This window comes from Pseudomonas sp. Ant30-3, from assembly GCF_000690905.1.
Classification (GTDB): domain Bacteria; phylum Pseudomonadota; class Gammaproteobacteria; order Pseudomonadales; family Pseudomonadaceae; genus Aquipseudomonas.
Genome location: NZ_JMCL01000044.1, coordinates 38,825 through 54,339 on the forward strand (window position 1 = coordinate 38,825; position 15,515 = coordinate 54,339).

Sequence of the window (15,515 nt, forward strand, 5' to 3'; positions counted from 1 at the left end):
ATTCTTATATTTCAATGGATTGGCGGTTCACAAAGGAATCAGACAGAATGCGCTTGTAGCGAAATCGCTCCAGGTTGGCAGAGGGAAAAAAGCTTAGGAGGATCAAAGCCTTGCGCAGGCGCAGCCGGAGGGTTGTGTAGCGATATCGTTCCGCTGTAGCGCTTTCAGTACAGTGGAGGTCGTTTTCAGACTAATATAGCCAACCCCGTAGGAGCCGGCTTGCTGGCGATAGCATCACCACGGGGCATCTGTCAGACCGAGGAGAGGCCATCGCCAGCAAGCCGGCTCCTACAGTTCTTGGATAACCTGCAATTACGGCTTGTTCGGAATCCCATACTTGCGCAGCCGATGGGCAATTGCGGTGTGCGAGGTTTGCAGGCGACTGGCCAGTTGGCGGGTCGAGGGATAACTGACGTAGAGTTTTTCCAGCAGGGTTTTTTCGAACGCTTCAACCGCCTGTTCCAGGCTGTCGATTTCGCCGTCGTTCTGCCGCGCCACCGAGGTGCCGGCAATGTCGAGATCGCCGATGTCCACCAGGCTGCTATCGCAAATCGCCGCCGCGCGGAAAATCACGTTTTGCAATTGCCGCACATTGCCCGGCCAACGGTTGTCCAGCAGGGCAGGGTAGGTGCCCGGCGCCAGGCGACAGACCGGCCGCTGGATCTGCGCACAGGCCTGCTGCATGAAGTAGCGCGCGAGCAACAGAATGTCCTGACCGCGCTCGCGCAACGGCGGTACTTCCACGTTAAGAACGTTGAGGCGGTAAAACAGGTCTTCGCGGAAGGTGCCCTCGCTGACCATTTTTTCCAGGTTGCGGTGGGTCGCGCTGAGGATCCGCACGTTGACCTTGACCTCACGATCGCCACCTACCCGTCGGAAGCTGCCGTCGTTGAGAAAGCGCAGCAATTTGGCCTGCAGGTAAGGCGACATCTCGCCGATCTCATCGAGAAACACCGTGCCCTGGTTGGCCAGTTCCATCAGCCCCGGCTTGCCACCGCGTTGCGCCCCGGTGAAAGCGCCAGGGGCATAGCCGAACAGCTCGCTTTCGGCGAGGTTCTCCGGCAATGCCGCGCAGTTCAGCGCGAGGAACGGCGAACTGTGCCGGGCACTGATCGCATGGCAGGCGCGGGCGACCAATTCTTTGCCGGTGCCGGTTTCGCCTTGAATCAACAGCGGCGCATCGAGTGCCGCCACGCGTTGCGCGCGGGCCTTCAGCGTTCGGATCGCCGGGGATTCGCCGAGCAGCGCATCGAACCCTTCTGCATGGTCATGGTGCAGCGCAGAGAGACGTTCGCCGATGCGGTTCGGTTGATACAGCGTGAGCAGGGCGCCGGCGTCGGTGATCGGTGTGGCGTCGAGCAACAGGGTCTGGCCGTTGACGGTGATCTCGCGCAGCGGCAGGCGGAAACCGTTTTCCAGCAGGGCATCGAGCAGCGCCGGGTCGGCGAAAAGGTCGGCGACGCTTTCACCGGCGGGTTCGCGTCCGTACAGGGAAATCAGCGCCGGGTTCGCCAGCAAAACTTTGCCGGCACTGTCCACGGCCAGGACCGGGTCGGTCATCGCGGCTAGCAACGCATCAAGCTGCAAGTGCCGGCGCTGACCGGGAAGGATGTCGACCACGGTCATCGCCTGCACGCCGCGCACGCTGAGCAACGCATCGCGCAATTCTTCGAGCACTTCGGGACTCAGGGTCGGCGCGTCGATGTAGACGTTTGGCGGAACCATTTCCACCGCATCCAGATTGAGATTGCGCCCACCGAGCAAGGCCAGGACTTCCTGGGTAATGCCGACGCGGTCGATGAAGCTGACGTGGATACGCATGGGGCGGTTCGGGTTCTGGAGTGCGGAGGGTGGCAAGTATGCCTTGGGGCGGGTGAATGGTGAAATCCGCAGATGCAATCCACCGTAGGAGCCAGCAAGCCGGCTCCTACAGGGATGCGGGAGTGCGGGGGACCGCTATTCGAAGTTCGCGAGGTCTACCGGGTCGCCGGATTTCATGTCCAGCTTCTGGCGGATGTCTTCAAACATCATATCGTAATGTTTGTGAACCGAGCCGATCTGGCTGTGTGCCTTCGGTATGCCGTACTTCTCGGCGATTTCCGTTACGTTTTTGGCAAAGTTGTAAGCTTCCACTTTGGGCAGAAAGAAGGTCTCCGTCATGTCCTTTCCCTGCATGCTCCCATGCAGGGTGAACTGTATGCCTTTACCTTTATCGGGATCCTGCTCGACCTCATAATCGAGGTGCACGTTGTAGCTGACATCATCAGGGGTCAGCGCATGACGCTCGATATGCAAGTGACCGGGCTCGAACGTTGCCATTGACGGCTCTCCTTATAGATAGGTAATGCCAGGTTTCGCCGTGCTGATGCGCGTGCCGGCCGTGCCCTGGACGATTGCTTCGATGTCCGAGAGTGAACCGATCACGGCAGTTTTTCCAGTATGGCGGGCGAATTCGCAGGCGGCCTGGACCTTGGGCCCCATGGAGCCGGCGGCGAAGCCGAGTTTTTCCATTTCGTCCGGGTGCGCCTGGCCGATAGCTTTTTGCGTCGGTTTGCCGAAGTCGATATAGGCCGCGTTGACGTCGGTGGCGATCACCAGCAAATCACTGTCGAGCTGTTCGGCCAGCAGCGCCGAGCACAGATCCTTGTCGATCACCGCTTCCACGCCTTGCAGTTTTCCTTGCGGACCGTACATCGTCGGAATCCCGCCGCCCCCTGCGCAAATCACGATACTGCCTTTTTCCAGCAGCCATTTGATCGGACGGATTTCGAAGATGCGTTTCGGTCTCGGACTGGCCACCACCCGGCGGAATTTATCGCCGTCCGGGGCAATCGCCCAGCCTTTCTCGGCGGCGAGTTTCTCCGCTTCGGCCTTGCCGTACACCGGCCCGATCGGTTTGGTCGGGTTCTGGAAAGCCGGGTCGTTGGCGTCGACTTCAACCTGAGTGAGCAGGGTGGCGAACGGCACTTCGAAATCCAGCAGATTGCCGAGTTCCTGTTCGATGATATAGCCGATCATGCCTTCGGTTTCGGCACCGAGTACGTCCAGCGGGTAAGGTGAAACGGAGGTGTAAGCAGCCGCTTGCAGTGACAGCAGCCCGACCTGCGGGCCATTGCCATGGGCGATGACGAGTTCGTTGCCGGCGTGGATGCGGGCGATTTGTTCGGTGGCGACGCGAATATTGGCGCGTTGATTGTCCGCAGTCATGGGTTCACCACGGCGGAGCAGGGCGTTACCGCCCAGGGCGACGACGATACGCATAATGCTGTCCTTTCAGAAAAGGGTACGGGCAACACAGTTCCTGTGGGCGCGTGGCTTGCCCGCGATGCAGACACCTCGGTGTATCAGGTACTCGGAGGTGATCCTATCGCGGGCAAGCCACGCTCCCACAAAGAGCCAACCGCATTGATCCTCAGATATCCGCCAGCGCCGAGACCAGAATCGCCTTGATGGTGTGCATGCGGTTTTCCGCTTGCTCGAAGGCGATGTTGGCCGGCGATTCGAAGACTTCTTCCGTTACTTCAACGCCATTGGCCAGGTGTGGATAGCGCGCGGCGATGTCCTTGCCGACCTTGGTTTCGCTGTTGTGGAACGCCGGCAGGCAGTGCATGAATTTCACCCGCGGGTTGCCCGATGCTTTCATCATGTCGGCGTTGACCTGGTACGGCAGCAATTGCTCGATGCGTTCATCCCACGCTTCCACCGGCTCGCCCATCGACACCCAGATATCGGTGTGGATGAAGTCGACATCCTTGACCGCCGCTTTCGGGTCTTCAGTGATGGTGATGCGTGCGCCGCTTTCTTCGGCAAAACCTTTGCACTGGTCGATGAAATCCTGGGACGGCCACAGCGCTTTCGGTGCGGCGATGCGCACATCCATGCCCAGTTTGGCGCCGATCATCAGCAATGAATTGCCCATGTTGTAGCGCGCATCGCCCAAGTAGGCGTAGCTGATCTGATGCAGCGGTTTGTCGCTGTGTTCGCGCATGGTCAGGGTGTCGGCGATCATTTGCGTCGGGTGGAATTCAGCAGTCAGGCCGTTGAATACCGGCACGCCGGCAAACTTGGCCAGCTCTTCGACGATCTCCTGCGCAAAGCCACGGTACTCGATCGCGTCGAACATCCGCCCGAGCACGCGGGCAGTGTCCTTCATGCTTTCCTTGTGACCGATCTGCGACGACACCGGGTCGATGTAGGTGACGTGAGCGCCTTGGTCGTGGGCCGCCACTTCGAAGGCACAACGGGTGCGGGTCGAAGTCTTCTCGAAGATCAGCGCGATGTTCTTGCCCTTCAGGTGTGGACGCTCGGTACCGGTGTATTTGGCGCGCTTGAGGTCACGGGAAAGGTCCAGCAGGTAATTCAGCTCGCGGGTGGTGTGGTGCATCAGCGAGAGCAGGCTGCGGTTGCGCATGTTAAAAGCCATGATTTGGATCTCCTTGCCCGACACTGTGAAAGCTACTGCAGGCTGTGCGCCTTCGGCGCTACGCACGAAATACTGCGTTAAAAACAGGCTCGGAATGCTCATTTACAAGCAGTAGACTCCGCTTCCTCGCCTGTTTTTGCCTTGTCTTTCCTGCGCTCGCTACGCTTTCACAGCGCCGGGGCGTCATTTGTCGAAAAAATTAATAGTCGATAGGGTCGCGAATGATCGGGCAGGTCATGCAATGGCCGCCGCCACGACCGCGGCCGAGTTCGCCGGCGCTGATGGTGATGACTTCCACGCCGGCCTTGCGCAGCAGTGTGTTGGTGTAGGTGTTGCGGTCGTAGCCGATGACCACGCCTGGTTCCACGGCCACCACGTTGTTGCCGTCGTCCCATTGCTCGCGTTCGGCGGCGAAGCTGTTGCCGCCGGTTTCCACGACGCGCAACGCTTTGAGGTTGAGCGCGGCGGCCACGGTGTCGAGGAAGTTGGTTTCTTCGCGGCGAATGTCGATGCCGCCCTGTTTGCTTTCATCGGGTCGCAGGGTGAACGCGACGATCTGGTTGACCACTTCCGGGAAGATCGTCACCAGGTCGCGGTCGCAGAAACTGAAGACGGTATCCAGGTGCATCGCTGCGCGAGACTTCGGCAGACCGGCGACGATCACCTTTTCTACGGCTTTATTCTTGAACAGGTTCAGTGCCAGTTGGCCAATGGCCTGGCGCGACGAACGTTCGCCCATGCCGATCAACACCACGCCGTTACCGATCGGCATCACGTCGCCGCCTTCAAGGGTGGCGCTGCCGTGATCCTTGTCCGGGTCGCCGTACCAGATTTCGAAGTCGGCGTTGGTAAACTGCGGGTGGAATTTGTAGATGGCGGTCGTCAGCAAGGTTTCCTGACGGCGCGCCGGCCAGTACATCGGGTTCAGCGTCACGCCACCATAGATCCAGCAGGTGGTATCGCGGGTGAACTGGGTGTTGGGCAACGGCGGCAGAATGAAGCTGGAGTGGCCGAGGAAATCGCGGAACATCTGGATGGTCTTGCCGCCGAAACTGTCTGGCAGGTCATCGGCCGACACGCCGCCGATGAGGAACTCGGCGATGTGCCGCGGCTCGAGGCTGCGCAACCAGGATTTCACTTCGTTGATCAGACCCAGGCCCACCGAATCGGCGGTGACTTTACGGTCCAGAATCCAGTCCAGCGCTTCAGGCATCGCGACGATGTCGGTCAGCAGGTTGTGCATTTCCAGCACGTCGATCCCGCGCTCGCGCATTTTGGTGACGAAGTCGAAATGGTCACGCTTGGCCTGGGCAACCCACAGCACATCGTCGAACAGCAGTTCGTCACAGTTGTTCGGGGTCAGCCGCTGGTGGGCCAGGCCGGGGGAGCAAACCATGACTTTGCGCAGTTTGCCGGCTTCGGAATGTACGCCGTACTTAGCTTTTTCCGTGGTCATTACAGTGATCCTCCAGATGACATATAAGTCGGGTGTTACAGGGTCAGGAAGCCGTCATAGAGACCGTAGGCCGCCACCAGGGCGCCGACGACAACAGCGGCGAAAATCAGCTTCTCGACGTTGGTGAAAACCGGTTTGTTGACTTCAAGCTTGGCCTTGGCGAACAGGATCGCGCCGGGCGCATACAGCAGTGCCGAGAGCAGCAGGTATTTGGTGCCACCGGCGTAGAGCAGCCAGACTGCATAGACAAGGGCGATACCGCCGATCAGCAGATCTTTGCGCCGTTCGCCTGGCGCACTTTCATAAGTCTCGCCACGCACCGCCAGCAGCAGGGCGTAAGCCGCCGACCACAGGTACGGGACCAGAATCATCGAGGTGGCGAGGTAGATCAGCGACAGATAAGTACTGGCTGAAAACAGCGTGATGATGAGGAACAGCTGGACCATTGCGTTGGTCAGCCACAAGGCGTTGACCGGCACGTGGTTGGCGTTTTCCTTGCGCAGGAACGCCGGCATGGTGTGGTCCTTGGCGGCGGCAAACATGATCTCCGCACACAGCAGCACCCACGACAGCAACGCGCCAAGCAGGGAAATGATCAGGCCGACGCTGATCAACACCGCACCCCAATGCCCGACCACATGTTCCAGCACGGCGGCCATCGAAGGGTTCTGCAGTTTCGCCAGTTCCGGTTGGGTCATGATGCCCAGCGACAGCACGTTCACCAGCATCAGGAACAGCAGCACCGTAATGAAACCGATCACGGTGGCCTTGCCGACGTCGCTGCGTTTTTCCGCCCGGGCCGAGAAGATGCTCGCGCCTTCAATGCCGATGAACACCCAGACGGTGACCAGCATCATGTTGCGCACCTGGTTCATCACGCTGCCCAGGTCGGGGTTTTTCACGCCCCAGATGTCGGCGGTGAAAATGTCCAGTTTGAACGCGAAAATGGCGATCAGAACAAACAGCACCAGCGGCACGATCTTGGCGACCGTGGTCACGAGGTTGATGAACGCCGCTTCCCTGATCCCGCGCAGCACCAGGAAGTGCACGGCCCACAGCAGCAACGAAGCACCTATTACGGCGGCGACGGTATTGCCTTCGCCAAAGATCGGAAAAAAGTAACCCAGCGTGCTGAATAGCAAAACGAAGTAACCGACGTTGCCCAGCCACGCACTGATCCAGTAACCCCAGGCCGACGAGAAACCCATGTAATCGCCGAAACCGGCCTTGGCGTAGGCATAGACCCCGCCGTCCAGATCAGGCTTGCGATTGGCCAGTGTCTGGAACACAAACGCCAGGGTCAGCATGCCCACCGCGGTGATGGCCCAGCCGATCAGCACGGCGCCAACGTCGGCACTGGCGGCCATGTTTTGCGGCAAAGAGAAAATACCGCCGCCAATCATTGAGCCGACCACCAGCGCGACCAGTGCGCCGAGTTTCAGTTTTCCAGGGGATTCAGACATTGCATGACTCCGTGCAGGAGAAGAGAGACAACAGAGTAATTCTGTTAGCTAATCAATCAGCTGACTTAGATCAGTGCATGGGCACATTCCATTGTTAATGAATGACTTATCAATGTTGATCGAGCATGACGCTATTGCCGAAACGCCTTTTCCAGAGGCCTCGCTTGATCAAACAGGAATACGTCGTATTGCTCGGAATATTTACGCTAGTTGGTTTTGCGGTTTACGCAACTTTTTGCCGATGCTCCACGTCTGGGATAAATTATTTACGGTCACGTTAAGCTGTTATTACTGCGGATCGTCATAGAAGCATCGGCTATAAATAAAATCCGGATTGCGTATTATCGGAAAAGGTTATTTGTTTCTGGTGCTGTAGTTAGATTCATTTATATGACAGTTATTGCGGCGCGGGTCGCACCGAACAAGGAGACGCAGGCATGCCGACGCAGAAACTGAAGTTGAGCGCGCTGATCGCTCTGGTGGTCGGTTCAATGATTGGCGGCGGAATTTTCTCCCTGCCGCAGAACATGGCCGCGCGGGCCGACGTCGGAGCGATTTTGATCGGCTGGGCGATCACGGCGGTGGGCATGCTGACCTTGGCCTTCGTCTTCCAGACGCTGGCCAATCGCAAACCCGAACTGGATTCCGGTGTGTACGCCTACGCCAAGGCCGGGTTCGGCGATTACATGGGCTTCTCGTCGGCATGGGGCTACTGGATCAGTGCCTGGCTGGGCAATGTCGGTTATTTCGTTCTGCTGTTCAGCACGCTCGGGTATTTTTTCCCGGTCTTTGGCCAGGGCAACACACCGGTCGCCATCGGCTGCGCTTCCGTGCTGTTGTGGGCCGTGCATTTTCTGGTGATGCGCGGGATCAAGGAAGCGGCGTTCATCAACCAGGTGACCACAGTGGCCAAGATTGTGCCGCTGATCATGTTCATCGTGATCGCTGCCGTGGCGTTCAAGGCCGACATCTTTACCCGCGACATCTGGGGGCGCAGCAATCCGGATTTCGGCAGCGTGATGGAACAGGTGCGCCACATGATGCTTGTCACGGTATTCGTGTTCATCGGCATTGAAGGGGCAAGCGTCTACTCGGCTCGGGCGGAGAAACGCAGTGATGTCGGCCGGGCGACGGTGATCGGATTTCTCGGGGTGCTGGCGCTGCTGGTGTTGGTCAATGTGCTGTCGCTGGGGATCATGAGCCAGCCTGAACTGGCGAATTTGCAAAACCCGTCGCTGGCCGGGGTGCTGGAGCATATCGTCGGGCCTTGGGGCGCTTTGCTGATCAGCATCGGCCTGGCGATTTCGTTGCTCGGCGCATTGTTGTCATGGGCCTTGCTGTGTGCCGAGATTCTTTTTGCCACGGCGAAGGACAAAACCATGCCGGCGTTTCTGACCAAGGAAAATGCTAATCATGTGCCGGTGAACGCGTTGTGGCTGACCAATGTGATGATCCAGATTTTTCTGCTGATCACGCTGTTTTCCGCAGGCACTTACACCAGTTTGATCTACCTGGCGTCGTCGATGATTCTGGTGCCGTACCTGTGGTCCGCGGCGTATGCGGTGTTGTTGAGCGGGCGTGGCGAAACCTACGAACATGCTTCGGCCGAGCGCCGCAAGGACCTGATGATCGGCGGCATTGCGCTGGTGTATGCGGTGTGGCTGCTGTATGCGGGCGGGGTGAAATATCTGTTGCTGTCGGCGTTGTTGTACGCGCCCGGAGTGATTCTGTTTGCCAAGGCCAAACGGGAGCAGGGCATGCCGCTGTTCACCCGGGTCGAGAAGGGGATTTTCACCTGCGTGCTTGCGGGGGCGGGGTTGGCAGCTTATGGGTTGTACAGCGGGTTGTTGGCGTTGTGAGGGACTGATCCAGAACTTGTGTCTGCAATGCTGGCCTCTTCGCGGGCAAGCCGGGCCGCCGAGCAGCGACCAATTGGCTGCGGCTAAACGCGGTCGACTGTGGGAGCCGGGCTTGCCCGCGAAGACGGCTGAACAGTCACCACCACTGCGGGCGATGGGAACCCAATTCACAGGACGCCAGCGTCCACTGCAAGGGTGTTCCGGTGATTTTCAGCGGCACATTCAACCGATGCGCCGGCCCCCATGGCGTTTGCTCAATGAGAACGCCTTGATCGTGTTCATCTTCGGGCCGCAACGGCTCTGCAGTCTCGGTGCCGCCATCGATCAACAACTTCGCCGTGCGCGCCAGCGACAATCTTGCCGAGCCGCCACTGCCCAATAACCTGATCGCCGCCGCAGCCATCAAATACCCGGTGGCGTGGTCAAGCGCCTGCAAAGGCAATGGCGTCGGCTTGTCAGCATTTTTCCACTGTATGCCTGCTTCGGCGATACCGCTGCTCATTTGCACCAAACTGTCGAAACCGCGACGGTGCAGCCACGGGCCGCCCCATCCGTAGGCGTTCAGGCTGACATCGATCAACTCTGGCGACAGCCGCTGCCGTTCTGCGACGCCATAACCCAGACGTTCCAGAGCATCGGCGCGGTAGCCGTGCAGCAGAATGTCGGCGCCCCCGAGCAGGCCTTCAAACACCGCCCGGTCAGCGGCGTCATGTAAATCGAGGCGCGCACAGCGTTTGCCCAAGGTTACTTCGGGCACCACGCCAGGCTCATTCCAGGTCGGCGGATCGATGCGCAAGACGTCGGCGCCCAGCCCCGCAAGAAAACGACTGGCGATCGGGCCGGCAAGCACCCGGGTCAGATCCAGGACCCGGATCCCGGCGAGCGGTTGCGCCACCGAACCTTGCCACGGCTTACTTCGGTTACCGTCATTGCCGGCGAACTGAACCAACGGCTCGGCATTCACCGCCAGCCCTTGGGGATGTGCCTGCCATTGCGCCCACGTGCGCATTTCTGCCGCGCAACCGCCTGCCGCGACCACGGCATCCTCCAGCTCGGTTTTGCCCCATTGCGCCACCTTGGCCGCCATGGCCGAGCGATCCGCGCAGGCACCCAGTACCTGTTCGGCTGCCGTGCGGTGGTGAGGCGCGTTGGTGTGCAGGCGAATCCAGCCGTCGTTGGTCGCGTAGTCGCCCGCGATCGGATCCCACAAGGGTGGCACGGTCCACCCCACAGGGCGGATCGACGTAGCGAACCAGAATGACGCGAGTCGGCGGTCGACTTCCAGGCCGGGCAAGCGGCCCGTTTGTTGTTGCAGCAATTCGCTGACCGCTTGGCCGGCAGCCGCGATGCTGGCGCAGGCCAGGTCCGTCACGGCAAACGCCGAGGGTAGCGCGCCGCTCGAAGTGAAAGCTATCGTTGTGTGCGGCAAGCCGAGCGCGGCTTGAATGGACGTGAGTAAACCAGTCATCGAAGGCCCTCCAGAACGAGAGCCGGAGCATAGATCAAAAACTGCTGATTTAGAGGAAAACGCAGATTGCTTGCCGAACATCCGAATCTGTGGGAGCTCCTAAACCCGAAACTGATCCATCAACTTCATCTGCTGATTGGCCAGTGCATTGAGGTGGCTGCTGATCTGCGCCGATTCAGTCGCTTGTCCGGTAAGGGTTTCGGTAACGGTGCGGATTGCCGAAACGTTGCGATTCACCTCTTCGGCCACTGCGCTTTGCTGCTCGGCGGCGCTGGCGATCTGCAGGTTCATGTCGCTGATCACGGTGACCGCGTCACTGATTTTGCTCAACGCCTGCACCGCTTGCTGAATCTGTCCGGCGTTGCTGTGCGCCTGGGTCTGGCTCGAATGCATGGTGGCCACGACGCCGCGCGTGCCGGTCTGGATGCGTTCGATGACGATGCGGATCTCTTCAACCGAATCCTGTGTGCGCTTGGCGAGGTTGCGCACCTCATCGGCGACTACCGCAAAACCACGACCGCTTTCACCGGCGCGAGCCGCTTCGATTGCCGCATTGAGGGCGAGCAGGTTGGTTTGCTCGGCGATGCTGCGGATCACTTCCAGCACCGAGCCGATCTGCTCGCTGTTAACCGCCAACGCTTCGACTTCGCCCACGGCTTTACTGACTTCGTCAGCCAGTTGATTGATGTCGCGGGTGCTGCGCTCGATGATCGCCATGCCGTCGCGGGCTGACTGATCGGCGCCCTTGGCGGCGTTGGCGGCATTCGACGCGCTGTTGGCGACGTCGTGCGCGGTGGCGCTCATTTCATTGGACGCGGTGGCGACCTGATCAATTTCGCGGAACTGCACTTGCATGCCTTCGCTGGTCTGGCGGGCGATTTCCGAAGACTGATCGGCAGTGCCGCGCGCATCGGTGATGCTCTGCTTGATCTGCGCGATGGTCGGTTGCAGCTTGTCGAGGAAACGGTTGAACCAGCTGACCAGCTCGCCAAGCTCGTCTTTTTTGCTGTATTGCAGACGCTGGGTCAGGTCGCCGTCGCCACTGGCGATCGCCTTGAGCATTTCGGCCACGCTGTTGATCGGCCGGGTCACGCCGGTCGCGGTCAGCCAGATCAGCAACAAGCCGATCAGTCCTGCTGCAGCGGCGACCGCTACCGCCATGATCGTGCCTCTCTCCTGAGCGTCATCGAGCACTTCCTGCAGCTTGACCGAGTCTGCCAGCAGCACTTGCTTGGGCAGGTCGATCACCACGGCCCAGGCTTTGGAATCGGTAATCGGGCTGACCGGATACACCGCACGAATCAGCTCACCTTGTTCAAGAATTTTTGGCGTCCCCGCACTGAGCAGTTGCAAGACATCCTTGCCGTCCGCACCCAGTGCGTCAGCGATATTTTTGCCGACCTTGCTTGCGTCATTGCTGAACCCGGCAAGCACGCCACTGCCAGAAACAATCATCATGTGCCCGGCGTTGTGGAACAGATCGCGCTGGGAATCGACGGCGGCGGCTTGCAGGGCATCAAGTGCGATGTCCACACCCACCACGCCAATGGATTTGCCATCCACCAGCAACGGTACGGAAATGGTCGTCATGAGCATTTCCTTGCCGCCAACGGTGTCGGCATAGGGGTCCAGCAGGCAGGTGCGTTTGCTGTCCCGAGGGCAGGTGTACCAGCTGTTGTAGGGAGTGCCGCTGAGGCTCAGCGTCGTTTTGGTCATGTCGTCTTCGACCATGATCGTATTCATCCCGGCACCGCCGGCACGGCTCCAGTAACTGGCAAAACGTCCCGCTTCGTTGGACTGCCGCGCTTCGTCGTTGACGAATTCGCTGTCCTTGCCGTCGAGACCGTTGGGTTCGAACGCCAGCCAGATTCCCAATACTTTGTTGTTGCGCTCGAAGGCGGTTTTCAGGCTCTGGTTCAACTCTTCGCGCACCGCGCTGGCCTCAAGCGAGCGCTTGGCGGCCATGCTGCGCAGGTCCTGGATCTGGTCCGCCAACGCGGTCACCACCAGCAGGCTTTCGCCGAAAGTTTTCTGCACCCGCACGGCTTGTTCAGCGGCCTTGGCTGCAAGCAGATCCTGCACACTGGCGGTGAGCATCTTGCTGCTGGAGGCGCTGACCAGTTGATCGTTCTGGTTGGTCTGGTAGATGTTCATGCCGACGATCAGAACGACAACGCCCAGCAGGCAAAGCCCCGACAGCAGAACTATTTTCAGGCGGATGGAAAGGGAGTCGAACATAGGGCGAGCTCGCAAATGAATGAGTGACTGGCTGTGAGTCGAAGTCGACCCGAGTTGCCAAATCCATTCAGCGCCATTCCTGAACCATCGGCGTGGCGGTGCTTTGCATGAGGGAAAGTCGATGAGCGGTCAGCGCAAGCGTTTGCGCGGTTTATCAGGAAGGTTTCAGGCTAGATTCAGGCCGTGACCAGATCCACAAATTGCCCGCGCCCATCCCGACAATGGCCAGGTAAACCGGCCAGCCATGATCGAGCGTCACCAGCATCAACCCTGCGCAAAGCAACATACTCAAGGTGGCGCTGACCTTCGCCCGACGCGCGATGACCTTGCCGTTGCGCCAGTTGCTCAGGATCGGTCCGGACAGCCGATGGTTTTCCAGCCATGCACTCAGGCGAGTTCGGCGGAGTTGGCATAGGCCTGCTCCAGCAGCACGGTGAAGCGGTTGAACGCCTCAAGGGCACCTTTGTCCAGTTCGGCTTCTTCCTGTGGGCTGAGCTCAAGCGAGTCGAGCGTGCGCACAAAGCTTTTCCAGCCCTCGGCGCGGCCGCCGGCCGGTTCGCCGAGATGGCGGGCACCAAATGTCTCACTTAAGCCCAGCCCCACCGCGCGCTTGATCAGAAACGCCGCGCCGAGCTTGGAACCCTCCGAGACAAATAGCCAACCCAGCGCTTGCGCCTGGGTCGGATTGTCCACAGCGCCCGGGACCGGGGCGGGAACACTGGTGTCCAGATCAGCCAGATCGGCCTTGGCCGCTTCAGCGCGGCAGCGCGCGGGCAGGTCAGGAATGATTGCCGTCAGCGCCGCATCGTTGTACAGCGACACCAGTTCCGCCTGGAACAGGTATTGCGCAACCACGAACCGGGCAAAACTGGCCTGGGTGTCGAAGGGGGCATGGGCTTTGACCAAAGCATCGAGTTTAGCGTGAGGCTCGTTGGTGATCTGGTTCACGCGTTGCGAACGCAGGGTTGGTCGTTGGGTAGTGGCCTGGGACGTCATGTAAAAATCCTTTGAGAAAAGAGGCGTCTGCCAACGAGACGAATCAGCAGGCGCCGGACAGTAAAAAAGCTTCTGCGTGGTTGGCGAAAACCACGCAGCGCAGCGCGGGTCAGATGTCCCAGATAAGGTTGACCGCGAAGTTACGCCCAGGCTGAGTCAGGCGATCCAGGTTAGCCGGGTTGATCACCGCTGCCTCGCCAACGCCGTCGTAACCGCGCACGTCGTCCCACAACCAGTATTTCTTGTCGGTCAGGTTGTAGACGCCGGCGCTGACGGTCACATCGTCGGTCACCTTGTAGAACCCGCTCAGGTCGAGCATGCCGAAGCCCGGCGATTTGAACTGGCTACTGACGCCGTCCGGTGATTTGAAGTTGCTGTCGTCGACCCGGTCCTTCTTCTTCACCACGGTCCAGCTGAGCAAGCCGCCGTAGTTGTCCTGGTCGTAACCGAGGCCGAATACGCCGGTCATCGGGTTGACGCTGTTGATCGGTTCGCCGGTATCGTTGTTGCGGCCGTAGAGATAAGCCACCGAGCCTTGGGTATACAGACCTTGCGGCGCGCCGAAGACATCCAGGCTCAAGCGACCCTTGATCTCGGCTCCCTTGATGGTGGCGCGTTTGATGTTGTTGCTTTGGAATTTCAGCTCATCGTAGCCGGGGCTGATCGCATCTTCGTTGATGAAGTCGCGGTACTTGTTGTAGAACACCGCCACGTCGAATGAACCGTGCTCGAAGTTGCCGCGCAGGCCGGTTTCGAAGCCTTTGCTTTTTTCCGGATCCAGGTTGGGATTGGGTTCCACGCTGTAACCTTCAGCGGCGTTATCGAAGCGTCCGTAGAGGGCTTTGGCGGTTGGCGTGCGGAAACCTTCGGCATATTGGCCATACCAGGTGTATTGCTCGGTCAAGGCGTAGGTCAGGCCGAATTTCGGCGACACCTTGTGCCACGTCTTGTTCTTGTCACTGACCGTACCGCTCCCGTCGGGGGCGACAGTGTTGAGGAATTCCTGGGTGATCTTCGGCTTGAGTTGCGTGTAGTCGTAGCGCAGGCCGGGCAGGAAGGTCCATTTGTCCCAACTGATCTGATCCTGCGCAAACAGGCTGTAGGTGTTGATGGTCGGGTCGGGGAAGTCGCTGGACTTTTTCAGCACGTCGGCAGGACTGACTGCGCCAACTGCCCGGCAACTGCCGAAAACCGCCAGGCAAATGCCATTGCCGCTGCGCGAGCCGGTGACTTTCTGCTGCTTGATCGTGGTGCCGTAGGTCATCAGATGATCGGTCTGGCCGAGGCTGAAAGCCTTGTCGAGTTGCGCGTCGAACACCCACTGCTTCTCTTCGTAAAGTGTGTTGCGCGTTCGCAGTACCTGGCGCGACATCGGGTAATAGAACTCGGCGGTGCTCTGGTCGGTCTTGGCGACCTGGTGGTTAAGGCTCCACTTGACGTTGTCCACCAGCAGGCTGTCGAGGGTGAAGCTGTTTTCCACGCCGAGCCGTTCGCGGGTCACGGTATCGTTGCCGGTCCGCCATTGGTACATACCGCCGGGCAGGACGCGGTCCGGGATGGTCGGCTGGCCATTGAAGAACGGCCCGCCGTAAGCGCTCTTCAGATCGGCATC

Annotated in this window: 11 protein-coding genes and 2 pseudogenes; 1 reads left to right on the plus strand and 12 read right to left on the minus strand. The window is 59.6% G+C overall.

The features are described from left to right. Positions 1–312: 312 nt before the first annotated feature. From DU29_RS0112030 to arcD (DU29_RS0112055), 6 genes are all read right to left on the minus strand, one after another. Entirely contained in the window at positions 313–1,821 is a 1,509-nt protein-coding gene (locus DU29_RS0112030) for a sigma-54-dependent transcriptional regulator (protein ID WP_028621932.1), read from the minus strand. A gap of 135 nt (positions 1,822–1,956) precedes the next feature. Beyond that, a complete protein-coding gene (locus DU29_RS0112035; protein WP_028621933.1) occupies positions 1,957–2,319 on the minus strand; it encodes a DUF5064 family protein in 363 nt (120 codons plus the stop codon). Positions 2,320–2,331: 12 nt separating this feature from the next. Then, positions 2,332–3,261 (minus strand): carbamate kinase, encoded by a 930-nt coding sequence (arcC, locus tag DU29_RS0112040; RefSeq protein ID WP_028621934.1) that lies wholly within the window; start codon positions 3,259–3,261, stop codon positions 2,332–2,334. A gap of 151 nt (positions 3,262–3,412) precedes the next feature. Further along, positions 3,413–4,423, minus strand: coding sequence for an ornithine carbamoyltransferase (locus DU29_RS0112045; RefSeq protein WP_028621935.1), 1,011 nt, complete (start codon positions 4,421–4,423; stop codon positions 3,413–3,415). Between the two features lie 199 nt (positions 4,424–4,622). Continuing rightward, positions 4,623–5,879 carry an arginine deiminase gene (gene arcA / locus DU29_RS0112050; RefSeq protein WP_028621936.1) on the minus strand — a complete coding sequence of 419 codons (1,257 nt, stop codon included), beginning with the start codon at positions 5,877–5,879 and terminating at the stop codon, positions 4,623–4,625. A 35-nt stretch (positions 5,880–5,914) separates the two neighbouring features. Further along, positions 5,915–7,342, minus strand: a complete 1,428-nt coding sequence (gene arcD, locus DU29_RS0112055; RefSeq protein WP_028621937.1) for an arginine-ornithine antiporter — start codon at positions 7,340–7,342, stop codon at positions 5,915–5,917. Between the two features lie 437 nt (positions 7,343–7,779). Here arcD (DU29_RS0112055) and arcD (DU29_RS0112060) point away from each other — a divergent pair, with 437 nt between their 5' ends. After that, positions 7,780–9,201 (plus strand): arginine-ornithine antiporter, encoded by a 1,422-nt coding sequence (gene arcD, locus DU29_RS0112060; protein WP_028621938.1) that lies wholly within the window; start codon positions 7,780–7,782, stop codon positions 9,199–9,201. A 136-nt stretch (positions 9,202–9,337) separates the two neighbouring features. Here arcD (DU29_RS0112060) and DU29_RS0112065 read toward each other — a convergent pair whose 3' ends face one another. The 6 genes and pseudogenes from DU29_RS0112065 to DU29_RS0112080 all read right to left on the minus strand — a co-directional run. Then, entirely contained in the window at positions 9,338–10,669 is a 1,332-nt protein-coding gene (locus tag DU29_RS0112065; RefSeq protein ID WP_028621939.1) for a CoA transferase, read from the minus strand. Between the two features lie 99 nt (positions 10,670–10,768). Then, entirely contained in the window at positions 10,769–11,524 is a 756-nt protein-coding gene (locus tag DU29_RS1000000133720) for a methyl-accepting chemotaxis protein (RefSeq protein WP_442961293.1), read from the minus strand. Positions 11,525–11,626: 102 nt separating this feature from the next. After that, positions 11,627–12,907: pseudogene (locus tag DU29_RS1000000133725) on the minus strand (PDC sensor domain-containing protein); the annotation flags it as partial. 154 nt (positions 12,908–13,061) lie between these two features. After that, positions 13,062–13,301: pseudogene (locus tag DU29_RS1000000131410) on the minus strand (YbaN family protein); the annotation flags it as partial. Next, on the minus strand, positions 13,295–13,903 hold the full coding sequence (locus DU29_RS0112075) for a biliverdin-producing heme oxygenase (protein ID WP_028621941.1): 609 nt from the start codon (positions 13,901–13,903) through the stop codon (positions 13,295–13,297). The pseudogene DU29_RS1000000131410 and the gene DU29_RS0112075, both read right to left, overlap by 7 nt. Before the next feature lie 109 nt (positions 13,904–14,012). Next, on the minus strand, positions 14,013–15,515 hold a 1,503-nt coding region (locus tag DU29_RS0112080), incomplete at its 5' end, for a TonB-dependent receptor domain-containing protein (protein WP_028621942.1).